General features: G+C 73.5%; 20 protein-coding genes. 9 read left to right on the plus strand and 11 right to left on the minus strand.

Annotation, left to right across the window (positions count from 1 at the left end; genetic code table 11):
* Positions 1 to 89 precede the first annotated feature (89 nt).
* Positions 90 to 509 carry a PPOX class F420-dependent oxidoreductase gene (locus ADK86_RS33955; RefSeq protein WP_053700075.1) on the plus strand — a complete coding sequence of 140 codons (420 nt, stop codon included), beginning with the start codon at positions 90 to 92 and terminating at the stop codon, positions 507 to 509.
* A 107-nt stretch (positions 510 to 616) separates the two neighbouring features.
* Here ADK86_RS33955 and ADK86_RS33960 read toward each other — a convergent pair whose 3' ends face one another.
* The 4 genes from ADK86_RS33960 to ADK86_RS33980 all read right to left on the minus strand — a co-directional run bounded on the left by ADK86_RS33960 (position 617) and on the right by ADK86_RS33980 (position 8689).
* Positions 617 to 1126, minus strand: a complete 510-nt coding sequence (locus ADK86_RS33960) for a hypothetical protein (RefSeq protein WP_078575682.1) — start codon at positions 1124 to 1126, stop codon at positions 617 to 619.
* 182 nt (positions 1127 to 1308) lie between these two features.
* Positions 1309 to 2283 carry a hydroxymethylbilane synthase gene (gene hemC, locus ADK86_RS33965; RefSeq protein WP_053700076.1) on the minus strand — a complete coding sequence of 325 codons (975 nt, stop codon included), beginning with the start codon at positions 2281 to 2283 and terminating at the stop codon, positions 1309 to 1311.
* A 721-nt stretch (positions 2284 to 3004) separates the two neighbouring features.
* Positions 3005 to 3826, minus strand: coding sequence for an Fpg/Nei family DNA glycosylase (locus tag ADK86_RS33975; protein WP_053700077.1), 822 nt, complete (start codon positions 3824 to 3826; stop codon positions 3005 to 3007).
* Positions 3827 to 3874: 48 nt separating this feature from the next.
* Complete coding sequence (locus ADK86_RS33980) at positions 3875 to 8689, minus strand: ATP-dependent helicase (RefSeq protein WP_053700089.1); 4815 nt, start codon at positions 8687 to 8689, stop codon at positions 3875 to 3877.
* A 178-nt stretch (positions 8690 to 8867) separates the two neighbouring features.
* Between ADK86_RS33980 and ADK86_RS33985 the strand changes: the two genes are divergently transcribed.
* The 3 genes from ADK86_RS33985 (at position 8868) to ADK86_RS33995 (ending at position 11012) form a co-directional block, all read left to right on the plus strand.
* Entirely contained in the window at positions 8868 to 9785 is a 918-nt protein-coding gene (locus ADK86_RS33985) for an AraC family transcriptional regulator (RefSeq protein ID WP_053700090.1), read from the plus strand.
* Between the two features lie 160 nt (positions 9786 to 9945).
* On the plus strand, positions 9946 to 10707 hold the full coding sequence (locus ADK86_RS33990) for an AzlC family ABC transporter permease (protein ID WP_053700078.1): 762 nt from the start codon (positions 9946 to 9948) through the stop codon (positions 10705 to 10707).
* Positions 10704 to 11012, plus strand: coding sequence for an AzlD domain-containing protein (locus ADK86_RS33995; protein ID WP_053700079.1), 309 nt, complete (start codon positions 10704 to 10706; stop codon positions 11010 to 11012). The genes ADK86_RS33990 and ADK86_RS33995 overlap by 4 nt, the downstream gene beginning before the upstream one ends.
* A 33-nt stretch (positions 11013 to 11045) precedes the next feature.
* On the opposite strand, the gene ADK86_RS34000 is transcribed toward ADK86_RS33995, so the two are convergent.
* A complete protein-coding gene (locus ADK86_RS34000; protein ID WP_053700080.1) occupies positions 11046 to 11975 on the minus strand; it encodes a hypothetical protein in 930 nt (309 codons plus the stop codon).
* Positions 11976 to 12054: 79 nt separating this feature from the next.
* Here ADK86_RS34000 and ADK86_RS34005 point away from each other — a divergent pair, with 79 nt between their 5' ends.
* Together ADK86_RS34005 and ADK86_RS34010 are read left to right on the plus strand one after the other, a co-directional pair.
* Entirely contained in the window at positions 12055 to 12249 is a 195-nt protein-coding gene (locus ADK86_RS34005) for a DUF3046 domain-containing protein (protein WP_030601754.1), read from the plus strand.
* Positions 12250 to 12424: 175 nt separating this feature from the next.
* Complete coding sequence (locus ADK86_RS34010) at positions 12425 to 13678, plus strand: AI-2E family transporter (RefSeq protein WP_053700081.1); 1254 nt, start codon at positions 12425 to 12427, stop codon at positions 13676 to 13678.
* A 92-nt stretch (positions 13679 to 13770) separates the two neighbouring features.
* On the opposite strand, the gene ADK86_RS34015 is transcribed toward ADK86_RS34010, so the two are convergent.
* From ADK86_RS34015 to ADK86_RS34025, 3 genes are all read right to left on the minus strand, one after another.
* Entirely contained in the window at positions 13771 to 15972 is a 2202-nt protein-coding gene (locus tag ADK86_RS34015) for an MMPL family transporter (protein ID WP_053700082.1), read from the minus strand.
* Positions 15973 to 16279: 307 nt separating this feature from the next.
* The gene (locus ADK86_RS34020) at positions 16280 to 16945 is read right to left on the minus strand and encodes a response regulator (protein WP_053700083.1); all 666 of its coding nucleotides are present in this window, start codon (positions 16943 to 16945) and stop codon (positions 16280 to 16282) included.
* The gene (locus tag ADK86_RS34025) at positions 16875 to 18323 is read right to left on the minus strand and encodes a sensor histidine kinase (protein ID WP_063789150.1); all 1449 of its coding nucleotides are present in this window, start codon (positions 18321 to 18323) and stop codon (positions 16875 to 16877) included. The genes ADK86_RS34020 and ADK86_RS34025 overlap by 71 nt, the downstream gene beginning before the upstream one ends.
* A 205-nt stretch (positions 18324 to 18528) precedes the next feature.
* Here ADK86_RS34025 and recA point away from each other — a divergent pair, with 205 nt between their 5' ends.
* From recA to ADK86_RS34040, 3 genes are all read left to right on the plus strand, one after another.
* Entirely contained in the window at positions 18529 to 19659 is a 1131-nt protein-coding gene (gene recA, locus ADK86_RS34030; RefSeq protein WP_030601762.1) for a recombinase RecA, read from the plus strand.
* Positions 19660 to 19665: 6 nt separating this feature from the next.
* Complete coding sequence (recX, locus tag ADK86_RS34035; RefSeq protein ID WP_053700084.1) at positions 19666 to 20352, plus strand: recombination regulator RecX; 687 nt, start codon at positions 19666 to 19668, stop codon at positions 20350 to 20352.
* A 453-nt stretch (positions 20353 to 20805) separates the two neighbouring features.
* Positions 20806 to 21966, plus strand: a complete 1161-nt coding sequence (locus ADK86_RS34040) for a hypothetical protein (RefSeq protein WP_053700091.1) — start codon at positions 20806 to 20808, stop codon at positions 21964 to 21966.
* Between the two features lie 64 nt (positions 21967 to 22030).
* Here ADK86_RS34040 and ADK86_RS34045 read toward each other — a convergent pair whose 3' ends face one another.
* The 3 genes from ADK86_RS34045 to ADK86_RS45540 form a co-directional block, all read right to left on the minus strand.
* Positions 22031 to 22408 (minus strand): rhodanese-like domain-containing protein, encoded by a 378-nt coding sequence (locus ADK86_RS34045; protein ID WP_053700085.1) that lies wholly within the window; start codon positions 22406 to 22408, stop codon positions 22031 to 22033.
* Positions 22405 to 22950: a cysteine dioxygenase gene (locus ADK86_RS34050; protein WP_053700086.1), complete on the minus strand. Its 546-nt coding sequence runs from the start codon at positions 22948 to 22950 to the stop codon at positions 22405 to 22407. Before ADK86_RS34050 ends, ADK86_RS34045 begins: the two co-directional genes overlap by 4 nt.
* Before the next feature lie 79 nt (positions 22951 to 23029).
* Positions 23030 to 23116 (minus strand): putative leader peptide, encoded by an 87-nt coding sequence (locus ADK86_RS45540; protein WP_324607239.1) that lies wholly within the window; start codon positions 23114 to 23116, stop codon positions 23030 to 23032.
* Positions 23117 to 23589: the final 473 nt, after the last annotated feature.

Below are 23589 nucleotides of genomic sequence, written 5' to 3' on the forward strand. Positions count from 1 at the left end.
GGCGTGTCTGTGCTCCGGGAAGGCGGGGGCGGACGATCATGTTGGGGGAAACGAACGACGCATCAGCAACGTATGGAGGAGTGTCCGCTATGTCGAAACCCCCGCTGCCGCGCGAGGCGGTCGCGATGCTGGAGAAGGCCAACCCGTCGGTCATCACGACCCTGCGGTCGGACGGGCAGCCCGTCTCCACGGCGACCTGGTACCTCTGGGACGACGGCCGCGTGCTGGTCAACATGGACGAGGGCCGTAAGCGCCTGCAGCACCTGCGCAACGACCCCCGGGTGACGCTCACCGTCCTCGACGAGGACAGCTGGTACACCCACATCAGCATCATCGGGCGCGTCACCGAATTCCGCGACGACAAGGACCTGTCCGACATCGACCGGCTGGCCCACCACTACCTCGGCAACCCCTATCCGCAGCGCGACCGCGGCCGGGTCAGCGCCTGGATCGAGATCGACCGCTGGCACGGCTGGGGCAGCCACAAGGACAGCAGCCAGGCCGGCTGACCGGTGGCGTACGGCAGGTCCGACGCATGGACGTCCTCTTCCCGGGGTGCCGGGGAGAGGACGTCCGTCGTTTCGGCATTCAGCTGTGAAATCGGTAACTCATCCGTTCAGGCCGCGAGTTCGTACGCCTCCAGCCGTTTGATCATACGGCGCACCACCAGCAGCGGAATGACACCGAAGACACCGAACGACATGTCGATCAGCTGCCAGTAGAAGGGAATTCCGCGTATCGGGCCGCAGATGAGGGCCAGCGGAATGATTCCCGCGCACGCGATCATGCCGAAGTCGATGACCCAGATATTGCGCACCGGGTCCCGGAACGGTCCGTAGAACGCCACCGCGATGACCAGATGCGCGAACGCCAGCCAGTCGGTTCCGTAGAGCACGAACGGATACTTCGCGTCGGTGGCCTCCAGCCCCTCCCTGGCCCTGCCGATCCACTCCACCAGCCCCGGCAGCCGGTCGGCGACCGGCGACGCGCCGGACCGCAGCAGTTCATCGGCCCACCGGAGTTCGGTGACGAGCGGAAAAGCCGTCAGTCCGCTCAGCACGAGACCGACGATGAAAACAACCAACCAGATACGAATGCGGCGCCGAAGCGCTTCACGCCCCTCCATGATCGGGAGCGTACGCCTGTGGGCGGAGCGCTTCTGTGCCGGGGTCGGGTTGGCGTCCCGCGGTTGGCTCGGCCGCCATTTGCCGGTGATTCCGCGGTGGTTGGCGTTTGCGCGGCGCCGGGGAATGCGCGGGAATTGCGTGCGGCGTACTCAAGACGCTCAGGGCGCGGAAGGCGCGCGCATCAAAGAGGAGCCCCGGTGTCGATCAGCGCCCGGGCGCCCTGGCTGAGAAGTTCGGTCGCGGCGTGCGCGCCGAGCGCGGCCGGATCATGCGGCGCGTCGCTGCGCAGGTGCACCTGCGCGAACGCGGTGCCGTCCGGGGAGAAGACCATGCCGCGCAGGGAGAGCTGCCCGCCGGGCCCGGTGACGCAGTACCCCGCGATGGGACTGTTGCAGTGGCCGCGCAGCCCCTGGAGCATGACCCGCTCGGCGGTCGCCTCCGTGAGCGTCCGCTCGTGGTTGAGCTGTTCCAACAGCGCGGCGACGGCGGTGTCGTGGCGGCGGCACTCCAGGGACAGGACGCCGGCGCCGACGGCCGGCAGCAGCTCGCCCGTCTCGAAGACCTGCCGTGCCCGGTGCGTCAGGCCCAGCCTGGCCAGCCCGGCACTGGCCAGAACCAGCGCGTCCAGCTCGACCTGCGCCTCCCGCCCGCCGTCCAGGAGGTCCAGGCGGGTGCCGACGGCACCGCGTACGGGCACGATCCGCAGGTCCGGGCGGATCCGCAGGAGCTGGGCCCGGCGGCGAACGGACGCGGTGCCGACCCGGGCGCCATGCGGGAGGTCGTCGAGGCGGCGCACCCCGGAGTGTTCGGGCACGACCAGCGCGTCCCGGACGTCGGCGCGCTCCAGATGCGCGACGACGACCAGCCCCTCGCGGAGCGGCACGTCGCCGGGTACGTCCTTGAGGCAGTGCAGCGCGAGGTCGATGTCACCGCTCTGCAGCCATGCGTCCAGCGCCTTGACGAACAGGCCCTTGCCGCCGGTGCCGGACAGATCGCCGTGCCACAGGCCGGCCTCGCTCTGGACCGGGACGGTCACGACGCGCAGCCGTGGGTCGAGTGCGTGCAGCAGCCGGGTGACGTGGGCGGTCTGGGCGAGCGCCATGGGGCTCGTACGGGTGCCGATGCGCAGCTCGCGGGCGGGGGTATCGGCGCTCACGGAGGTCTCCGTTCGGTGCGTCTGGGGCGGTGGCCGCCGACGGGCGGTGATCACTCAGTGCAGCGTAGGAGACGCGGGGCGACGGGCCGGGGAGCTGCGGGGGCGAGCTGGTGTGCGAGCGGCGCGGTGCTCGGCCGGGGCCGGACCGGCACGTGGACGGTGGGCGGCCGGGCACGGGGCGGTCGCGGGGTCGTCTGGATGCGGGGCGGACGGCGCCGCGCGAAAATACCGGGAAGACCGGGATCGGCGGGGAAGACCGAGGCCGGTCGGTACGGGGCCGGACGTACGGCTCCGTCGATCCGTTCGCGCCGGTTGTGCCCCGGTGCGCCCTCCCACTGGACGGCCGCGCCCGTCTAGCGTCGACCGGAGGAGGCAGCCATGGCCAGGCACGACGTCTTCGCCCGGTTCGGCATATCTCCGGTCCGGCTGGTGACCGGGGCCGCGGCCGGGGGGCTGTGGTGCTGGGCCGTGCTGAGGCTGACGCTGTGGCCGGGCACGGCGGGGATCGTCGAAGGGGCGGTGGCGGCGGGGGGCTGGGGGCTGAGCCTGTTGCCGGTGCACTGCGTGCCATGGACGGAGCCGGGGCGGAGCGGTGGCGGCAAGGGGGGTCGGGGCGGTTGGGGGGCCGGACGCGTTCGGGGCCTGCTGCGGGAGTCGGTCGCCGGGGCCGGGCGGCGGGCCAGGCTCGGGCGGCTTCGGCGTAGGTGACGGTGGGGCGGGGTCACCCGGTTGGCTCAGGGGATGACGGTGCGTCCGCGTCCTCCGGCTGGCACGTGGGGCACCAGTAGGTGACGCGCTCCTGGGTGGCCGGGCCTTGTTCTCCCGTACGGATCGGCGTGCCGCAGCGGAAGCACGGGCGGCCCCCGCGCCCGTAGACCCACTGGCGGCGGTCCGGGCGGGCACTTGGTGTCGTGACGCGGGCGAGCCGGTCCTTGTTGGCCTCCAGGAGCTTCTTCGCGAGGGTGGTCGCACGCTCCGGAGCGGGCAGCCGGCCGATGGGCAGCCAAGGGGACGCCCGCAGCAGGAAGCACAGCTCGCACTTGAAGACGTTGCCGATACCGGCCAGGTTCCGCTGGTCGAGCAGCGCCTCGCCGAGCGGACGGGCGGGGTCGGCGAGCAGGCGCCGCAGCGCCTCGTCCGCGTCCCAGTCCGGGCCCAGCAGGTCCGGGCCCAGGTGTCCCACGGCGTCGCCCTCGTCGGCGGTGCGCAGGAGTTCCAGTACGGGCAGCCGGTAGCCGACGGCGGTGCGGTCGGCGGTGGCGAGGACCGCGCGGATCTGGTGGCCGGGGCCGCCTCGCCAGCGCTCGGCCGGGGCGTAGATCATCCAGGCGCCGTCCATGCGCAGGTGCGAGTGGAGGGTCAGGCCGCCCTCGACGCGGGTGAGGAGGTGCTTGCCGCGCGGGACCACCTCCAGGACCGTACGGCCGGACAGATCGGTGGTGGCGAGCTTCGGCACGCGCAGGTCGGATCGGGTCAGCTGCTTGCCGGCCAGCGCCTCGTGCAGGCGGCGGGCGGTGCGCCAAATGGTGTCGCCTTCGGGCATGGGGCCATTGTGCCGGGGGCGGGCGGAGGCCCGCCGGTCGGCCGCACCTCAAGGACGCAGACGGAACCCCCTCGGAGTGGGATGGAACCCGGCCGCCTCCAGAGCGGGGGCGAACGGGGAGGTGAGGGCCGCGGCGCCGTTGACGCGCTCCACGGTGATCGTGCCGAGGGCGCCCGCCCGCGCGGCGTCGCCGAGGGCTTCGAGGGCGAGCCGCAGGCGCGTACCGGCGGGGGAGCCGCTGTCGGGCGCGCCCGCTTCGCCGGACTGCGCCCAGGCCAGCAGGGTCTTGCCGCCGCGCTCCATGTACAGCGCCAGTTCGCCGTCGACGAGGACGACGAGGGAGCCCGCCTTGCGGCCCGGCTTGTGCGTCGAGCCGTCCGGCGGCTCGGGCCAGGACAGGGCGGCTCCGTACGCGTTCGCCGGGTCGGCGGCGGCCAGCACCAGCGCCCGCTGCGGCCCGGTGGAACGGCGGTCCCCGGGGCCGTCCTGGGCGTACTCGTCGGCGACGCGCTCGCGGCTGGTGTTGACGGCGCGGAGCCGGTCGACCGCGCCGTCCATGGCGAACTGCGCGGCGCCCAGCCCCTCGACCACATAGCCGCGCCGGGCCTGGCCGGTCTCCTCGAAGGCGGCCAGGACGCGGTACGCGGCCGAGAAGCCGCCCTCGACACCCTCGGCGGCGACGGCGCCGCGGGTGACGACGCCGTGCCGGTCCAGGAGTGTGCGTGCCAGGGCGTGGGCGCGGTGGGTGGGTTCAGGTTCGTGGGCGGGCAGTAGGGACCAGCGGCCGGCGACGGTCGGCGGCCCGGAGCGGGAGGCGGTGGGACGGCCGGTGCGGCCGGTGGCCGCGGTCAGGGAGCCGTACCGGCCGCGGGGGACCGCGCGCTTGGCCCGGTGGGCGGTGGAACCGGACGTACGGCCCGAGCCGAGGAGGGACCGGAGCGGGGCGAGGGTGTCGTTGGTGAGGCGGCCGGACCAGGCCAGGTCCCACAGGGCGTCGGCCAGTTGGGGGTCCGTGCACTCGGGGTGGGTGGTGGCGCGGACCTGGTCGGCCAGCTGGCGGAAGAAGAGGCCGTAACCGGGGGCGAGGGCCTGGAGGATCGAGTGGTGCAGGGGGGACAGCTCCAGCGGGTGCGGTGGCGGCAGGAGCAGCGGGGCGGTGTCGGCGAGGTAGAGGGAGATCCAGCCGTCCTTGCCGGGGAGCGCGCCCGCGCCGGCCCACAGCACTTCGCCGGTGGAGGTCAGCTCGTCCAGGAGCGCCGGGGCGTAGTCGCCGACTCGGGAGGGCAGCACCAGCTTCTCCAGGGCGGAGGCGGGCACGGCAGCGCCCTGCAACTGCTCGACGGCGCGGACCAGGCCGTCGATGCCGCGCAGGCCGTACGACCCACCGCGCTTGGCCCCCGCTCCGTACGGCGCCTTGGTGACGAGCGGCCCGACTTGCTGCCACTGCGGGAGGAAGGACGCCAGGGCGGCGGGCGGCACGGGCTCCAGCTCGTGCCGGAGCGCGGCCAGGGAGCGGCGGCGCAGGCGGCGGAGGACTTGGGCGTCGCACCATTCCTGGCCGATCCCGAGAGAAGGGGCAGCGCGCAGCGCTTCCGGGGAAGGGCGGTGGTGGGCGACGGGTGGGCGGAACTCGCCCTGGACTACGCGGCCTGCTGAGGTCAGCCGTTGCAACGCGCCGTCCGTTACGGCCGTGCCGAGGCCGAAGCGGGCGGCGGCCTGGTCGGAGGTGAACGGGCCGTGCGTACGGGCGTAGCGGGACAGGAGGTCGCCGAGGGGGTCCTTGACGGGCTCGGTGAAGGATTCGGGGACGCCGACCGGCAGGGCCGTGCCGAGGGCGTCGCGCAGCCGGCCCGCGTCCTCGATGGCGGCCCAGTGGTCCTGGCCCGCGATGCGGACGGTGATGGCCCGGCGGGCGGCCGCCAGCTCCCGTACCCATGCGGGATCGGCGCCGCGCTCGGACAACTCCGCGTCGGTGAGCGGGCCGAGCATCCGCAGCAGGTCGGCCACGCCCTCGGCGTCCTTGACCCGGCGGTCCTCGGTCAGCCACTGCAGCTCGCTCTCCAGCTCGGCCAGGACGTCGGCGTCGAGGAGTTCGCGCAGTTCGGCCTGGCCGAGCAGCTCGGCCAGCAGCCGGGAGTCCAGGGACAGGGCGGCGGCCCGGCGCTCGGCGAGGGGGGAGTCGCCCTCGTACAGGAACTGGGCCACATAACCGAACAGCAGGGAGCGGGCGAACGGGGACGGCTCGGGGGTGGTGACCTCGACCAGGCGGACCCGGCGGGCCTCGATGTCGCCCATCAGCTCCGCCAGGCCCGGTACGTCGAAGACGTCCTGGAGGCATTCGCGGACAGCCTCCAGCACGATCGGGAACGACCCGAACTCGCCCGCCACCTGGAGGAGCTGGGAGGCGCGCTGGCGCTGCTGCCACAGGGGCGTGCGCTTGCCGGGGTTGCGGCGGGGCAGCAGCAGAGCGCGGGCCGCGCACTCGCGGAACCGGGAGGCGAACAGGGCCGAGCCGCCCACCTGGTCCGTGACGACCTGGTCGACCTCGCCCTTGTCGAAGACCACGTCGGCGGCGCCCACCGGGGACTGCTCGGGGTCGTACTCCATGCCGCGGGCCGCCGGGTCGAAGTCGCCGGTGTCGCTGTCGAGCAGGTCCAGGCCCATCAGGTCGGCGTCCGGCAGGCGCAGCACGATGCCGTCGTCGGCGTGCATGACCTGCGCGTCCATGCCGTAGCGCTCGGCGAGGCGGGCGCCGAGGGCCAGCGCCCAGGGGGCGTGCACCTGTGCGCCGAACGGGGAGTGCACCACCACCCGCCAGTCGCCCAGCTCGTCGCGGAAACGCTCGACCACGATCGTGCGGTCGTCCGGCACATGGCCGCAGCTCTGCCGCTGCTCGGCGAGATACGCGAGGACGTTGCCCGTCGCCCAGTCGTCGAGGCCGGCGGCGGACAGCCGCGCGCGGGCGGCCTCCTGGTCGAGCGAGCCGATCTCGCGGAGGAACGCGCCCAGCGCGCGGCCCAGTTCGAGGGGGCGGCCGAGCTGGTCGCCCTTCCAGAAGGGCAGCCGGCCGGGCACGCCGGGCGCGGGGGACACCAGCACCCGGTCGCGGGTGATGTCCTCGATACGCCAGGAGGTCGTACCGAGCGTGAAGACATCGCCGACGCGGGACTCGTAGACCATCTCCTCGTCCAGCTCTCCGACCCGGCCACCGCCCTTCTTGGGGTCCGCACCGGCCAGGAAGACACCGAAGAGGCCGCGGTCGGGGATCGTGCCGCCGGAGGTGACGGCCAGCCGCTGCGCGCCCGGGCGGCCGGTGACCGTCTGCGCCACGCGGTCCCATACGACACGGGGGCGCAGCTCGGCGAAGGCGTCGGACGGATAGCGGCCCGCGAGCATGTCCAGTACGCCGTTGAACGCGGACTCGGGCAGCGACGCGAAGGAGGCGCAGCGGCGGACCAGGGCCAGCAGCTCCGTCACGTCCCAGGTGTCCATCGACACCATCGCGACCAGCTGCTGGGCCAGTACGTCCAGGGGGTTGGCCGGGACGCGCAGCGACTCGATGGAGCCGGCGCGCATCCGCTCCGTGACGACCGCGGCCTGCACGAGGTCGCCGCGGTACTTGGGGAAGACCACGCCCCGGGACACCGCGCCGACCTGGTGGCCCGCGCGGCCGACCCGCTGGAGACCGGAGGCGACCGACGGCGGGGACTCGACCTGCACGACCAGGTCGACCGCGCCCATGTCGATACCCAGCTCCAGGCTGGACGTGGCGACCACGGCCGGCAGCCGGCCCGCCTTCAGGTCCTCCTCCACCTGGGCGCGCTGCTCCTTGGACACCGAGCCGTGGTGCGCGCGGGCCAGCAGCGCGGGCGCCCCCTTGGCGGCGCCGGACTCGGCCATCAGCTCGGCGGGGGAGTGGTCCTCGGGCAGCGCTTCGCCGGTGGCGCGTTCGTACGCGATCTCGTTCAGCCGGTTGCACAGGCGTTCGGCGAGGCGGCGGGAGTTGGCGAAGACGATCGTCGAGCGGTGCGCCTGCACCAGGTCGGCGATCTTCTCCTCGACATGCGGCCAGATGGAGGGCTTCTCCCCGGTGTCGCCCTCCTGGACGGGGGAGCCGCCCAGCTCGCCCAGGTCCTCCACGGGGACCACGACCGACAGGTCGAACTCCTTGCCGGACGGCGGCTGGACGATCTCCACCCGGCGCTGCGGCGACAGATACCGGGCGACCTCCTCCACCGGGCGCACCGTCGCCGACAGGCCGATACGCCGGGCCGGGCGCTCCAGCAGGTGGTCCAGCCGCTCCAGGGAGAGCGCGAGGTGGGCGCCGCGCTTCGTGCCGGCGACGGCGTGCACCTCGTCCACGATCACCGTCTCGACGCCTTCGAGGGCCTCCCGGGCCGAGGAGGTCAGCATGAGGAACAGCGACTCGGGGGTGGTGATGAGGATGTCCGGCGGCCGGGTGGCGATCGCGCGGCGCTCGGCGGCCGGGGTGTCGCCGGAGCGGATGCCCACCCGGATGTCCGGTTCGGGCAGCCCCTGGCGGACGGATTCCTGGCGGATGCCGGTGAGCGGGCTGCGCAGGTTGCGCTCGACGTCGACGGCGAGGGCCTTCAGCGGGGAGACGTACAGCACCCGGCAGCGCTTCTTGGGCTCGGCGGGCGGCGGGACGCTCGCGAGCCGGTCGAGCGAGGCGAGGAAGGCGGCCAGGGTCTTGCCGGAGCCGGTCGGCGCGACCACCAGCACGTCCGACCCCGCGCCGATGGCCCGCCAGGCGCCCTCCTGCGCGGCGGTGGGTGCGCGGAACGCCCCCGTGAACCAGTCGCGGGTCGCGGGGGAGAACGAGTCGAGCGCTGCCTTGGCCATGTCCCCCATCGTGCAACGGACCACTGACAATCGACGGTGACCCGTCCTTCACCTGCGGTGATGTCGGTGTCCCGCGCCGTCCACGACCCGGACACCCGGGCGGCCGCGGGCCGCGCCGGAGCACAATGACGCCATGATCGGCAGCGGGACGGGGGACGCGGGCGGCCCGGACGGCGCGATGGCGCAGGACGCGGATGCCCGGGCCGACGGGGCCCCGGCGGCGGCCCGCTCGGCCCGGAAGAGCGGCGAGTGGGCCCGGCACTGGCAGTACGCCGAGCTGCCCGGCCTGGATCTGCTGCGCGCCCGCTACGTACGGCACACCTTTCCCCGCCACTCCCACGAGGGCTACGTCCTGGGCGCCGTGACCGGAGGAGTCGAGCGGATCGGGCTGCCGGACGGCGCCGTGGACGCCGGGGACGGTGGCATCGTCATGATCAACCCCGAGGTGCCGCACACCGCGCAGGCCGGTGCGCCGGAGGGGTGGACGTACTCCACGCTCTACCCCTCACCGCAGCTCGTCGCCGACATCGCCGCCGAGACGACCGGCCTGACCGGCACCGCCGGGTTCACCGATGCCTTCGCTGCCGACCCGGAGGCCGTACGCCTCGTCAACGGCGTGCACCGCGCGGCCGAGGAGGGCAACGCGCTGGCCGCCGACAGCCTGCTGCGCGTCGTGATCGCCCGGCTGCTGCGGCGCCACGGCGGCCCGCTCCCGGCCCGCACCCCCGCCGCGGCAGGGACACGCACCGCCGAACGCGCCAGAGCCCTCCTGGAAACCCGCCTCACGTCGCCGCCGTCCCTGGAACAGCTGGCACAGGAACTGGGCACCAGCCCGTTCGCCCTGCTGCGCGCCTTCAAGAACGCGTACGGCATGCCGCCGCACGCCTGGCTCACCGACGCCCGCGTACGCCGTGCCCGCCGGTTGCTGGACGCCGGTACGGCGCCCGCCGAGGCCGCTGTCGCCGTCGGCTTCACCGACCAGCCGCACCTGAACCGGCACTTCACCCGCATCGTGGGCGTGCCGCCGGGTGCGTACCGGCGCGAGCGGGCGGGCGGCGCAAGAACGTACAAGACCGCGGAGGAGGGGCCTTCCTAAGGTCCCGAACGTGGCACAGCAAACGGAACAGCCGGAAGCGACCCGGCCATCAGACCGGCCGGAAACGACCCGGCCATCAGGACAGACAGGACCCGATCGGCTGATACCGCCGGCGGAGCCGACCCAGCGTGCGGCACACATACCGAGCCAGGCGCCGCCGGTGCATCCCGCCGGAACCCCGCCCCGTTCCGCGGTCGTCCGGGACGCGCTCGGCGTCGGGGTCGCCGTCGGGCTCTCCGGCTTCGCCTTCGGGGTGACCGCCTCCGGCGCGGGGCTCACGGTGCTCCAGGCGTGTGCGCTGAGCCTGCTGGTCTTCACCGGCGCCTCGCAGTTCGCGCTGGTCGGCGCGCTGGCCGCGGGCGGCAACCCGTTCACCGCGGCGGCCGGGGCGTTCTTCCTCGGCACCCGCAACGCCTTCTACGGGCTGCGCCTTTCCGGCCTCCTCGGATACCGGGCGGCGGTCAAACCGTTCGCCGCCCACTGGGTCATCGACGAGACTTCGGCCGTCACCCTGGCCCAGCCCGACCGGCGCAGCGCGCGCCTCGGCTTCACGGTCACCGGACTCAGCCTGTACGCCCTGTGGAACCTCACCACCCTCGCCGGAGCCCTGGGGGCCGAGGCCCTGGGGGACACGGAGGCATGGGGGCTGGACGCGGCGGGCCCCGCGGTCTTCGTGGCGCTGCTCGGCCCCATGCTCAAGACGACGGCGGAACGGGCCACGGCGGGACTCGGGGCCGTCCTCCTCCTGGTCACGCTGCCGCTGCTGCCCGCGGGCGCACCGGTGCTCGTGGCGGCGCTGGCCGCACCGGCCGTCCTCTGGGCGGACGGCCGCCGGGTCCGTACACGTACCGGCACACATACCGGCGACGCATCGAGCACCACGGAGACGGAGAACGGCACACGAGAGGCGGGTGCACGATGAACGTCTGGATCGCGATCGGCGTCACCGCCGTCGGCTGCTACCTGGTGAAGTACCTCGGCCTCCTGGTGCCCGCGGGCGCCCTGGAACGGCCGCTCGTCCGGCGCCTCGCGGCCCTGCTGCCGGTGGCCCTGCTGGCCGCGCTCACCGCGCAGGAGACCTTCAGCGACGGACACCACCTGCTCCTGGACGCCAGGGTGGCGGGCGTCGGCGCGGCGGTGGTCGCCCTGCTGCTGCGCGCGCCGTTCCTGCTGGTCGTGGCGGTCGCGGTGGCGGTGACAGCGGGCGTACGGGCGCTGGGCGGGTGAGGGCGGAAAACGTACTCAGGTCTCTGGCAGCGGTCACTGCCGGGCGGAGAGGCGCCCGTAGGCGCGCAGCGTCAGCAGCGCCTTGACCGTCACGATCGGCCGGCCCTCCAGAGCGGTGCCCGGGGCCCACGCACGCCAGTTCACGGGCCAGCCGCCGTCCTCCCGCTGGAGGGCGGCGAGGTGGTCCAGCGCCCGGTCCGTCTCGGCATCCGTGAACCAGCGGCGGGCGAGCGAGCACGGCGCTGCCGCGTAGTCGTACGCGAAGTGGTGCTCCCCGGGCGCGTATCCGGCCGGTGCCGGTGTACGGGACGCCTGATCCGGCTCCAGGAGGACCAGCCGCTGCGCGCGCACCAGAGAACCGAGGCGCTGCGCGGCAGCCTCGGCGCGCGGCCGGTCCTGCGCGCCCTCCAGGAACGCGAGCGCCGCCTCGACCTCGTACGGATGGGTCCTCTCCAGGGACTCCACCGCCTGCCAGCAGAAGTCCGTGGCCCGGAACAGCCAGGCGTGCCACACCTCGTTACGGTGCAGCAGCCCCACGACGGGCCCGGTGGCCAGGAGAGCGCTCGGCGGGTCGTCGAGCACCGGCAGCCAGGGGGCCGCCGGATAGCCGCGCAACGAGGGGTGCAGCGCGGGCAGCGCGCCCTGCACGGTGGACACCTCGGTCAGATAGCGGCAGATCCGTTCGGCCCGCTGTCCGCAGCAGCGCCCGATGCGGTCGAGGACATACAGGGCGTGCGCGGTGTGCAGCGGCTGGCTGACCGGCCCGCGCAGATCGGGCTCCAGGGCGTGCCCGTAACCACCGTCCGGATTGGCGTACGCGGCGAGCGCGGCCTCCACGCCGTCCGCGCTCCCGCCCAGGAAGTGGTACGCGAAGCGGCGCTGTTCGAGCACCCGGGCAGTGAGCCAGATGAAGCGCTCGGCACGCGCCAGTGAGGTCGGCTGTGGTGCTCCGTTTTCCGCCATGGCCCGACGGTAGGGCCGAACCGGCGGCCCGGCACCGGCGCGGACACGGCTGCACTCTCAGGGGCGGGATACTGGAGGTATGCGGTTGACGGTCTTCTGGCAGCGGATGGCGGAGCACTTCGGTGCGTCCTACGCCGACTCCTTCGCACGTGATCATGTGATGTCCGGGCTCGGCGGGCGGACCGTCCACGAGGCGCTGGCCGCGGGCTGGGAGGCGAAGGACGTCTGGCGGGTGGTCTGCGCGACGATGGACGTCCCGTACGACAAGCGCTGATCCGGGCCGACGGGGCCGTGAGGGGGCCGAGCGGAGGGCACGGGCGGGGGCGAACAGCCGTGCCGCGCGGGGCAGGGCGGGAGTTGTCAGACCCGTGCGCGACACTTGGGCCGTGCCAGCGACCGAGAACCCCACCAGCCACGATGCCCCACGACCCGACGGCCCGGCCGCGCGGATGCCGCGGTGGCTGCCCCGCGCCATGGTGCTGGCGCTCGCCCTCGTGGCCTGTTTCCAGCTCGCCAGCTGGGCGTTCCACCAGCTCATCTCGCTGCTGCTGAACGTGCTCATCGCCTTCTTCCTCGCCCTGGCCGTCGAGCCGGCCGTGGACTGGATGGCGGCCCGGGGCATGCGGCGCGGGGCCGCGACCGCCCTGGTCTTCCTCGGCATACTCGTCGGGACCGCGGGGTTCTTCGCGCTCCTCGGGTCGATGCTCGCGGGCCAGATCGCCACCATGGTGCAGGAGTTCCCGCAGTATCTGGACTCGGTGATCAGCTGGATCAACAGCACCTTCCACAGCCACCTCTCACGGGTCGAGGTGCAGAACAACCTGCTGAAATCGGACTGGCTGCAGAAGTACGTCCAGGACAGCGCCAACAATGTCCTCGCCGTCTCCGCGACCGTCCTGGGCAGCCTGTTCAACCTGCTGACGGTGGCGCTGTTCTCCTTCTACTTCGCCGCCGACGGCCCCCGGCTGCGCCGCGCCCTGTGCTCGGTCCTGCCGCCGTCCCGGCAGGCCGAGGTGCTGCGCGCCTGGGAGATCGCGGTCGCCAAGACCGGCGGCTATCTGTACTCGCGCGGCCTGATGGCGCTCATCTCGGGCATCGCGCACTACGTCCTGCTGGAGATCCTGGGCGTGCCGTACGCGCCCGCGCTCGGCATGTGGGTGGGGCTGGTCTCCCAGTTCATCCCGACCATCGGCACCTATCTCGCGGGCGCGCTGCCGATCCTGCTCGCCTTCACCGTCAACCCCTGGTACGCGCTGTGGGTCTTCGGTTTCGTCGTGGTCTACCAGCAGTTCGAGAACTACCTGCTCCAGCCGCGCATCACGGCCAAGACCGTGGACATCCACCCGGCCGTCGCCTTCGGCTCGGTGATCGCCGGTACGGCGCTGATGGGCGCGGTCGGCGCGCTGATCGCCATCCCGGCGACCGCGACGCTCCAGGCGTTCCTCGGCGCGTACGTGAAGCGGTACGAGGTCACGGACGACGTACGGGTACGGGGCGGCGGCCGGCGCCGGCGCGCCTCCTCGGCCCTGCACCGGCTGCGCCGCTCCCTGCACGACGACCCGCCCGCCGCGCCGCTGGAAGGGCGCGGGGACGGGGACGGCGGGGATGCCGGTGGCCGGGGCGGGGACGGCGGGGGCGCCGGTGGCCGGGGCGGAGACGGTACGGACGGGGGTGAGCGGGGCACGGGCGGCAAGGGCGAGTGAGGCAGCGGGGCGGAGCCGGACCACCCGGCCGACGGCTCCACCTCCGGCCGCGCTCCGGCCTGCCCGCCCCCTGCCATCCCTATCCCCGCGCCTCACCGCCCCTCCAGCGTCACCTTCGGCAGCAGCCGGGCCAGCGGCGCCGGGAGCCACCACGCACGGCGGCCCAGCAGCCGCAGCACCGCGGGCACGATCAGACAGCGGATCACCACCGCGTCCAGCAGGATCGCCACCGCCAGGCCGAGCCCGAACTGCCGCAGCATCCGGTCCGGGCTGAGCACGAAGGCCGCGAAGACCACGATCATGATGGCCGCGGCGGCCGTGATGACCTTGCCGGTGGCGGCCAGTCCGGCGCGTACGGACACGGTGGGGTCGCCGGTGCGTATCCACTCCTCGTGCACCCGGGAGAGCAGGAACACCTCGTAGTCCATCGAGAGCCCGAAGACGATCGCGAAGATCATGACCGGGATGAACGCCTCGACGGGCCCCGGCTGCACACCGAACCAGCCGTCTTGGAAGACCAGGGTGACCGCGCCGAGCGCCGCACCGATGCTCACGAGGTTGAGCAGGGCCGCCTTCACTGGGATCAGCACGGAGCGGAAGACGGCCAGCAGGAGCAGCGCGGACAGCCCCACGACGATGGCGACGAACAGCGGCATCCGGGCGGCGACGGTGTCCGCGAAGTCCTCGGTGGCGGCCGTCGGCCCGCCCACCAGATAGCGGCCCCCGGTGGTCTCCTCCAGGGGCGGCAGTACGTCGGTACGGAGACGTTTCACCAGATCGGAGGTGGCGCGGTCCTGAGGCGCGCTCGTCGGGAAGGCCAGCACGGTCGAGACCGCCGGGCCTCCGGACGACGGGGCGGACGGGCCCGCCGGTATCGGTGCGGTTGTCGCGGCGATGCCCGGGGTGGCGTCCAGGGCGCGCCGGAGAGTGGCCGCGGCGTCGGCGCCACCCTCCGAGACGACGGCCAGCGGGCCGTTGAAGCCGGGACCGAACCCCTCCGCCAGGAGGTCGTACGCCCGGCGGCTGTGCTGCGTCGGAGCGTCGTTCCCGGCGTCCGCGAAGCCGAGCCGGAGGTCCAGCGCCGGCGCGGCCAGCGCCCCGAGCGCGACAACCGCGACCAGCAGCGCGGCCCACGGACGCCGCTGCACGGCGTCGGCCCAGCGGCCCCACCGTGCCCCTTCCGGCGGCCGGTTGCGCGCGGTCCGCCGGGCCGCCCGCGCCGTGACATGGCGCCGGATGCGCGCGCCGAGGATCCCGAGCAGCGCGGGCAGCAGCGTGAGCGAGGCCAGCATCGTCACCAGGACGGTCAGCGCGACCGCGAGCGCCACCCCCTGGAGCGCGCCGAGCCCCAGGGCCACCAGCCCCATCAGCGCGATGATGACCGTGCAGCCGGCGAAGAAGACGGTGCGTCCGGCGGCGTCCAGGGCCGCGCGGGCGGCCTGTCCGGGCGCCGCGCCGCGCAGCAGCTCGCCCCGGTAGCGGGAGAAGATCAGCAGCGCGTAGTCGATGCCGACGCCGAGGCCGACCAGCATCATGATCGGCGGGGTGAAGTCGGCGACGTCGGCCAGGTGGGACACCAGCGCGATCAGCCCGACCGAGCCGCCGACCGCGAACAGCGCGGTCACCACGGGCAGACCGGCGGCCACCACGGACCCGAAGAGCAGGACGAGGATCACCAGGGCGCCCAGGAGCCCCGCGCCCTCGGCCGCACCGCCGCCGCCCTCCTCGGCCTTGCGCGCCGCCGAACCGCCCACCGCGGCCTCGATCCCGCTGCCGCCCGCCGTGACGGCCTCGGCGGCGTCGACGATCCGCCGTACGTCCCCCTTGGGCACGGTCTGCGCGGTGCCGTCGAGGGTGACCGTGGCGTACGCGACGGTCCCGTCCTCGGAGACCGCCGCCGCGTCCTCGTACGGGCTGCGCACCTGAGAGACGCCCGGCAGCTCCGCGACCTTGGAGAGCATCGGCTCCACCCGCTCGCGGACCGCGCCCGCGCGTACCCCGCCGCGCTCCTTCGGGGCCTTCAGGACGATCTGCAGGCTGTCGCCTGCCTGCGCCGAACCGCTCTTCTCCAGAAGCTCCTGCGCGGCCTGCGATTCGGTGCCGGGCAGGGCGAAGTCGTTGCGGTAGTCGGCGCCGAGGGCGTTGGAGAGCACCGTGACGGCGACGACGACGGCCGCCCACAGGGCCAGCGCCCACCAGCGCCGCCGGTACGAGAAGGCGGCCAGCCGCTCGAAGGGGCTGCTTCGGCCGGGCGGGCGGCCGGTGGTCCGGTCGGTGGAAGGCGCGCTGGTCATGCTGGTCTCCGCGTCATCAGTGAGAGCGCCCGAGGGCCTGGAGTGCCGCCACTCGCCGACGCGCGTCATGGGGCGCGGGCCGGGCGGAGCGGCTGCACCACCGCACTCTGTGCGCAAGGCCGGGCGCCGGGCGTCGGCCGGACGATGACAGTGCGCGTACCTCAGGAGTTGCGGGTGACCGCGTGGGCGTACCACCGGAGTTGCGGGCCGGAGAGGGCCCTGAGGCGCGCCTCAGGGTGGCTCTCAGGGACGGTGAAGGGGCCACTGCCGGGACGCGTTCTGTACGGCAGGACGGGGCCCGCTTTCCTCAGGCCGGCCGGCCCGGGGTGATCAGCCCCGTCTCGTAAGCGACGATCACCAGCTGCGCCCGGTCCCGCACGCCGAGCTTGGTCATGGTCCGGCTGACGTGCGTCTTGGCGGTGGCCGGGCTCAGCACCAGCCGCCGGGCGATCTCGTCGTTGGACAGGCCCGCGCCGACCAGGCCCAGCACCTCGCGTTCGCGCGCGGTCAGGGCGTTCAGCCGGGGGCTCGGGCCGGGCCGCTCGGCGCGCCGCGCGAACTCCGCGATCAGCCGCCGGGTCACCGCGGGCGCGATCAGGGCGTCACCGCGCGCCACGACCCGGACGGCGTGCAGCAGTTCCATCGGCTCGGTGTCCTTGACGAGGAACCCGGAGGCACCGGCGCGCAGCGCCCCGTACACGTAGTCGTCCACGTCGAAGGTGGTCAGGATGACGACCCGCACGCCCGCCGAACCGGTGTCGGCGACGATGCGGCGGGTGGCCTCCAGGCCGTCCGGGGCGGGCATACGGATGTCCATCAGGACCACGTCCGGGCGCAGGTCGCGGGCGAGCGCGACGGCCCGCTCACCGTCGGCGGCCTCCCCGACGACCTGGATGTCGTCCTCATCGTCGAGGATGGAACGGAACCCCGCCCGCACCAGGTTCTGGTCGTCGGCCAGTACGACGCGGATCATGTACGGCTCCCTCTGCCGTCGGGGCGCGCGGGCGGGGGCGTGCCGGTGCCGCCCCGTGGCGCGCCGGGGGACGGGGCGGCGGGCTTCCGGTGCCTGGTGCGCTTTCGGAGTGCGAGGTGTCCGCGGCGTGCGGTGCGCCGGTGCCGGATGTACTGGTGTTGGATGCGCCGGTGCCGGATGTGCCGGTGTCCGGCATGCCGGTGGGCAGGCGGGCCGTGACGCGGAAGCCGGTGCTCGTACCGGTGGCGGTCAGTTCGCCGCCGAGCGCACGGGCCCGCTCCTTCATGCCGTCGATACCGCTGCCCGCCGCGCCGCCGGGAGGCGCGCCGCGGCCGTCGTCCTCGACGCGCACCCGTATCCCGGCCTCGTCGTACGCGACGGTGACGACGGCGGTGCGGGCCCCGGCGTGCCGGGCGACGTTGGTCAGGGACTCCTGCGCGATCCGGTAGGCGGCGAGCGAGACCTGCGGGGGCACGTCCCGCACGGTGCCCTCGGTCTCCGTACGGACGTCGAGCCCGGCCGCACGGGCCCGCTCGGCCAGCTCCCCGATCCGCTCCAGCCCGCCCGCCGGCGCGACGGGCGCGCCCTCCTCCGGGCCGTCCACCTGACGCAGCACCCCGAGGGTGGCGCGCAGTTCGCGCAAGGCGTCCTTGCTGCAGTCCCGGATCGCCTCCAGGGCGGGCAGCAGTTCCCCGGCGTCCCGGGGGCGCTTGGCGTGGCGGTGCACGGCGGCGCTCGCCTGCACGTTGATCATCGAGAGGTCGTGGCCGAGCACGTCGTGCAGCTCCCTGGCGATGCGCAGCCGCTCCTCGGTCGCCGACTGCCGGGCCCGCACCTCCTTCTCGCGCTCGGCCGCCAGCACCCGCCGCTCGACCTCCTTCAGGTACGCCTGGCGGGTGCGCTGCGCGTGGCCGACCGCGATCAGCCCGACGAACCAGCCCGCCAGCAGGAACATCGAGGCGTCGTCGACGTGCCGCTGCCCGGGCCCCGCGTCCTCGCCGTACGCGACCGCCAGCATCGTCACGGCGGCGAGGACGACGGCCGGGACGAGGCGGCCCTCGGCGGCGACCGTGTAGAGCGCGACCGCGTAGGCCAGGAGCAGGAGCGGCAGGTCGTAGGCGCTGACGGCGAAGTAGACGGCGGTGCACAGCAGGACCAGGGCGGCGACCGGTACGGGGCGCCGGCGGCGCCACAGGAGGGCCGCGCAGCCGGTGGCGGTGAGCGCCCAGCCGAGGAGGGTGCGGGGCAGCGGCTCCCCGTGGCCGCGGCTGTTCAGGACGGTGCCCACCGCCATGAACAGGACGGCGCCGAGTCCCGCGGCGAGGTGCACGGCGCGCGGGGACGGGCGCCGCCGTGCGGCGGCGGGCGGGAGGGGCATGTCCCGAAGGATAGGGCGGTGGGTCGCGCGTGGTGCGCTTGACACCAAAATCGAACATCTATTCTTATGAGACGTCCGACCCGTGTTTCTGCCCGAGTTCCCGGGAGTTATCCACAGGCCGGAGCCGGGTCCGGGCGCATTGTCAGTGGCAGGCGTTAGCGTCATGGACGTGAAGCGATCGACTCAAGCAAACCGGGTGGAAGCCATGGCAGGCACTGACCGCGAGAAGGCGCTGGACGCCGCGCTCGCACAGATTGAACGGCAATTCGGCAAGGGCGCCGTGATGCGGATGGGAGAGCGCTCGAAGGAGCCCATCGAGGTCATCCCCACCGGGTCGACCGCACTGGACGTCGCGCTCGGCGTCGGCGGTATCCCCCGCGGCCGCGTGGTGGAGATCTACGGCCCGGAGTCCTCCGGCAAGACGACCCTGACCCTGCACGCGGTGGCGAACGCGCAGAAGGCCGGCGGCTCCGTCGCCTTCATCGACGCCGAGCACGCCCTCGACCCCGAGTACGCCAAGAAGCTGGGCGTGGACACGGACGCGCTGATCCTGTCCCAGCCGGACAACGGCGAGCAGGCCCTGGAGATCGTGGACATGCTGGTCCGCTCCGGCGCGCTCGACCTCATCGTGATCGACTCGGTCGCCGCGCTGGTGCCCCGGGCCGAGATCGAGGGTGAGATGGGCGACTCCCACGTGGGTCTCCAGGCCCGTCTGATGAGCCAGGCGCTGCGGAAGATCACCAGCGCGCTCAACCAGTCCAAGACCACCGCGATCTTCATCAACCAGCTCCGCGAGAAGATCGGCGTGATGTTCGGCTCGCCGGAGACCACGACCGGTGGCCGCGCCCTGAAGTTCTACGCCTCGGTGCGCATCGACATCCGCCGTATCGAGACCCTCAAGGACGGCACCGAAGCGGTCGGCAACCGTACCCGCTGCAAGGTCGTCAAGAACAAGGTCGCCCCGCCCTTCAAGCAGGCCGAGTTCGACATCCTGTACGGCCAGGGCATCAGCCGCGAGGGCGGCCTGATCGACATGGGCGTCGAGCACGGCTTCATCCGCAAGTCGGGCGCCTGGTACACCTACGAGGGCGACCAGCTCGGCCAGGGCAAGGAGAACGCCCGCAACTTCCTCAAGGACAACCCCGACCTCGCCAACGAGGTGGAGAAGAAGATCAAGGAGAAGCTGGGCGTCGGCGTGAAGCCGGAGGACCTGACGGCGGAGCCCGGCGCGGACGCGGCGGGTGCGGCGGCCGGCGCGGAGGCCCCGGCCAAGTCCGTACCGGCACCGGCCGCCAAGAGTGCCAAGGGCTCCAAGGCCGCAGCGGCCAAGAGCTAGTCCATCGTGACGCGGCGAACGGAATGGCCCGAGGACCGCGGCTACGGCCATGGTGACGGCGTCGTTCACGACGGGGGACGTGACGACGCCGGCCGGGACGGCGGCACTGCCGCCGGAGCCGAGAACCGTGGGAAACGCAAGGACAGCGGTGGTCCCTCCTCGTCGAGGGCCGAGGCGGGGCCGCCGCGCACGCCCGAGGAGCAGGCGCGGGCGATCTGCCTGCGCCTGCTCACCGGGTCCGCGCGCACACGCAAGCAGCTGGAGGACGCCCTGCGCCGGCGGGGCATCCCCGAGGAGGCGGCGCAGGAGGTGCTGTCCCGCTTCGAGGAGGTGGGGCTGATCGACGACGCGAAGTTCGCCGACGCCTGGGTGGAGTCCCGGCACCACAGCCGCGGCCTGGCCCGCCGCGCGCTCGCCCGCGAACTCCGCACGAAGGGCGTCGACGCGTCGACGGTCGACGAGGCCCTCGGCCAGCTGGACTCCGAACAGGAAGAACGCACGGCCCGCGAACTGGTCGACCGCAAACTCCGGACCACCCGCGGCCTGGACCGGGAAAAGCGCATACGCCGCCTCGCGGGCATGCTGGCCCGCAAGGGCTACGCCGAAGGACTGGCCCTGCGCGTGGTCCGGCAGGCATTGGAGGAGGAGGGCGAGGATCCGGAGCTAATGGAATATCAGCTGCCGGAGGTGTAGGGGGAGAGATATAGGGGGGTAGAGCTGTAGCGGGCGTGCGGGCGTGCGGGCGTGCGGGCGTGCGGGCGTGCGGGCGTGCGGGCAGGCAGGGAGAAGTGACGAAGCCGCCCGCACCGGGAGATGCAATGCGTCGCCTGCACCCGGAAACAAGCGACGCCCCCACCCGGGCAAGAAGCGACGTCCCCACCCGGCCAAGAAGCGGAACCTCCCCACCCGGGGAAGAACCGGACCCCCACCCTGGGGAAATCCCCCCACTGATACGGCGGTTGACCGCAATGTGCCGCACCTGTCGCGCGCGGCAGAGTGCGAGGCATGATCTTCGACCGATTCGCCGGCCGGTCCATCCTGCCGGGCACCACCACCCTCGCATGGGGCTGCGCCGCGGCCGTCCTGGCTACAGCAGCGGCTCCGGCGACGGCCGCCACGACGGCGCGGGCGGCGGGGACCGGGGCCGTGTCCGGCCCCTGGTCCGCTGCCTCCCACTCTTCCCCGGCCGCACCCGAGTGGTCCCCGGGCACCGGTTCGGTTGTTTCCGCCGCCCTCGTCGCTGATCTTGATGCGAAGGAGGTCGCGGCCCGTCTGGAGAAGGCCGGTATCGAGGCGGCCCAGGTCCGTTACGGCGTACGGGCCCACCGCATCGTCTACCGCACCCGTGGCGCGGACGGCCGGCCCACCACGGCCAGCCAGTTGGTCGTCATGCCCAAGAACGGTGAGCGTGATCTCCAGACCGTGTCCTGGCTGCACGGTACGACCGTGTACCGGGGCGACGTGGCCTCGGTGAACGACACGTCCACCGACCGGGCCGCGGCGCTGCTCTTCGCCTCGACCGGACGGGCCGTGTCCGCGCCGGATTACCTCGGCCTGGGCGTGGGGCCCGGCACTCATCCGTACGGAGATCCGCGGGCGACCGTCACCGCCTCGGTCGACGCGCTGCGGGCGGCCCGCGCGTTCGCTCGGCAAGACCGCCGCACCCTCGGCAGGCACGTCCTGGTCAGCGGTTTCTCGCAGGGTGGGCCCGCCACCATGATGGTCGGGCGGGCCCTTCAGCAGGGGGCCGATCCGTACTTCCGTCCGGGGGCGCTCGCCCCGGTCGCCGGGCCTTTCAACCTGAGTGCCTTTGAGGCTGCCGCGGCCGACGACAAGGTGGTCCGGTCGTCGCTCTACCTGGCGTACTTCGCGACCGCGTGGAACCGGCTGTACGGCCTGTACGACACACCGGGGCAGGCGTTCCGCGCCCCGTACGACAAGACGGTGGAATCCCTCTTCGACGGTGACCACAAGGCGTCCGAGATAGCCGCCGCTCTACCGGCGGCCTCGAAGGACCTGTTCACCCCGGAATTCCTCGACAAAGTCCGTCACCCCACGGGGAAGCTGCGGCAGCGGCTGAACGCGCTGGACACCACCTGCGACTGGCACCCGGACGTACCGGTGCACCTGTACCACGCCACGGGCGACAAGGACGTGGCCTTCGAGAACGCCCGGTACTGCCGGCGCCAGTTGACCGCCAACGGGGCCGTGAACCGGCTCACGGACGTCGGGGACCTCGATCACAACGGGACGGTGCGCGCGGCGCTGCCCCTGGTGGTGCGGCAGTTCGACGCCATACGCCAATGAGCGGGACCGGCGGGCCCGCCCCAGGTGGACCCGCCGTCCCCTCACCCCGTACCGGCAGCCCGGCTCACCCCCGTACCGGCAGCCCGGCCGCGCGCCACGCCTGGAAGCCGCCCACCAGGTCGGTGGCCCGGTATAGGCCGAGCCGGCGCAGGGACACGGCCGCGAGGCTCGACGCGTAGCCCTCGTTGCAGATGACCACGACCGGCAGATCGTGGCCGGTGGCTTGTGGGGCGCGGTGGGCGCCCGTGGGGTCCAGGCGCCATTCCAGTTCGTTGCGCTCGACGATCAGCGCGCCCGGGATGGTGCCGTCGCGTTCGCGCAGCTCCGCGTAACGGATGTCCACCAGGAGCCCGCCGTCCCGCTGGATCTCCGCGGCCTGGTGCGGTGTCACCCGGTCGAGCCCGGCGCGCGCCGCCTCCAGGAGCGCGTCGACGGCGCTCACCGCCAGTCCTCCGGGCGCTCGACCTCTTCGAGGCGCAGGACCGGGCCGGTGCGGCTGTAGCGGCGCATCAGCGGCAGCGGCGGGTAGTAGGCGTGCACCGATACGGCGTGGGCGTCGGGGGAGAGGTTGAGCACCTGGTGGACGTGGTGCGGGCCGAAGGCGCGGCCGCGGCCGCCGGCCAGCGTCCGCTGCCGGTCCACACCGTCCGCCAGTTCCAGCGTCTTCCAGCCCTCGGTGGGCAGTTGGGCGGCGAGCGACTGCTCGGTCAGCGTGCCCGCGGCGGCGGCGAACGCGCCGTGCGAGCCGCCGTGGTCGTGCCAGCCGGTACCCGTACCGGGCGGCCAGCCGATCAGCCACGCCTCGCTGCCGCCGGGCCCCTCCAGGCGGACCCAGGTACGGCCTTCGGGGTCGAGGGGCAGGGAGGCGACGAGCGGGGCGTCGGCGGCGGTACGGCGGACGAAGTCGAGGAGTTCGGTGGCGCCGGGACCGGGGCCGCCGGTGGCGGCAGGGCGCGGGCGCGCAGGGGTACGTACATCGGGCACAGGAACCGTCCTGAGTGATCGCGAAGAGACGCGCGCAGGCAGCGGTGAACGCGGCGGCGCGCGGGGGCATGGATGCGGATCAGCAGGACGGACGACACACGCAGCCCGCGTAGCGGACCAGGTCCAGATGGACCCTCCGCCAGAATCGCGAACCGTTCTCCGTCACGTTCCGGAGTCAAGCACGGGGTTTCCCACAGGGTCAACCGCCGGCCGACCGGACCTGCGCCTCGGACACACCCTCCGGTACGTCCCGCGGCACGCTGCCCGGTGCGCCCCCCAGCGCTTCCCCGCCCGCCTGTGAGAACGTCCCGTCGACGGGGAGCGGCCCGCCGGACGGGCGGCCCTCCGGGCGCCGGTCCGCGGCTGGTTCCACGTGCGGTTCCGAGTGCGCTTCCGGGTGCGGCTCAGAGTGCGGCACCGGGTGTGGCACCGGGTGCGATTCCGATCGCGTGTCCGGAGACGACCCCGATCGCGTGTCCGGATACGGTCCCGACCGCGTCTCCGAATGCGGTCCCGATCGCGTCTCCGGAGACGATCCCGACCGCACCTCCGGATACCGCTCCGACCGAGCACCCGAATGAGCCCTCTCACCAACCGCACGAGCCCGCTCCCCGGTACCGCCCCCCACCCCGTCCACCC

Origin of the sequence: Streptomyces sp. NRRL F-5755, from assembly GCF_001279365.1 — a bacterium.
Classification (GTDB): domain Bacteria; phylum Actinomycetota; class Actinomycetes; order Streptomycetales; family Streptomycetaceae; genus Streptomyces; species Streptomyces rimosus.

Excerpts from the sequence above, each read along its gene's own strand:
- ADK86_RS33955 (WP_053700075.1), top strand. The coding sequence starts at position 90 with ATGTCGAAACCCCCGCTGCCGCGCGAGGCGGTCGCGATGCTGGAGAAG.
- ADK86_RS33960 (WP_078575682.1), bottom strand. The coding sequence starts at position 1,126 with ATGGAGGGGCGTGAAGCGCTTCGGCGCCGCATTCGTATCTGGTTGGTT.
- ADK86_RS33975 (WP_053700077.1), bottom strand. The coding sequence starts at position 3,826 with ATGCCCGAAGGCGACACCATTTGGCGCACCGCCCGCCGCCTGCACGAG.
- ADK86_RS33980 (WP_053700089.1), bottom strand. The coding sequence starts at position 8,689 with ATGGCCAAGGCAGCGCTCGACTCGTTCTCCCCCGCGACCCGCGACTGG.
- ADK86_RS33985 (WP_053700090.1), top strand. The coding sequence starts at position 8,868 with ATGGCGCAGGACGCGGATGCCCGGGCCGACGGGGCCCCGGCGGCGGCC.
- ADK86_RS33995 (WP_053700079.1), top strand. The coding sequence starts at position 10,704 with ATGAACGTCTGGATCGCGATCGGCGTCACCGCCGTCGGCTGCTACCTG.
- ADK86_RS34000 (WP_053700080.1), bottom strand. The coding sequence starts at position 11,975 with ATGGCGGAAAACGGAGCACCACAGCCGACCTCACTGGCGCGTGCCGAG.
- ADK86_RS34005 (WP_030601754.1), top strand. The coding sequence starts at position 12,055 with ATGCGGTTGACGGTCTTCTGGCAGCGGATGGCGGAGCACTTCGGTGCG.
- ADK86_RS34010 (WP_053700081.1), top strand. The coding sequence starts at position 12,425 with ATGCCGCGGTGGCTGCCCCGCGCCATGGTGCTGGCGCTCGCCCTCGTG.
- ADK86_RS34015 (WP_053700082.1), bottom strand. The coding sequence starts at position 15,972 with ATGACCAGCGCGCCTTCCACCGACCGGACCACCGGCCGCCCGCCCGGC.
- ADK86_RS34020 (WP_053700083.1), bottom strand. The coding sequence starts at position 16,945 with ATGATCCGCGTCGTACTGGCCGACGACCAGAACCTGGTGCGGGCGGGG.
- ADK86_RS34025 (WP_063789150.1), bottom strand. The coding sequence starts at position 18,323 with ATGCCCCTCCCGCCCGCCGCCGCACGGCGGCGCCCGTCCCCGCGCGCC.
- recA (WP_030601762.1), top strand. The coding sequence starts at position 18,529 with ATGGCAGGCACTGACCGCGAGAAGGCGCTGGACGCCGCGCTCGCACAG.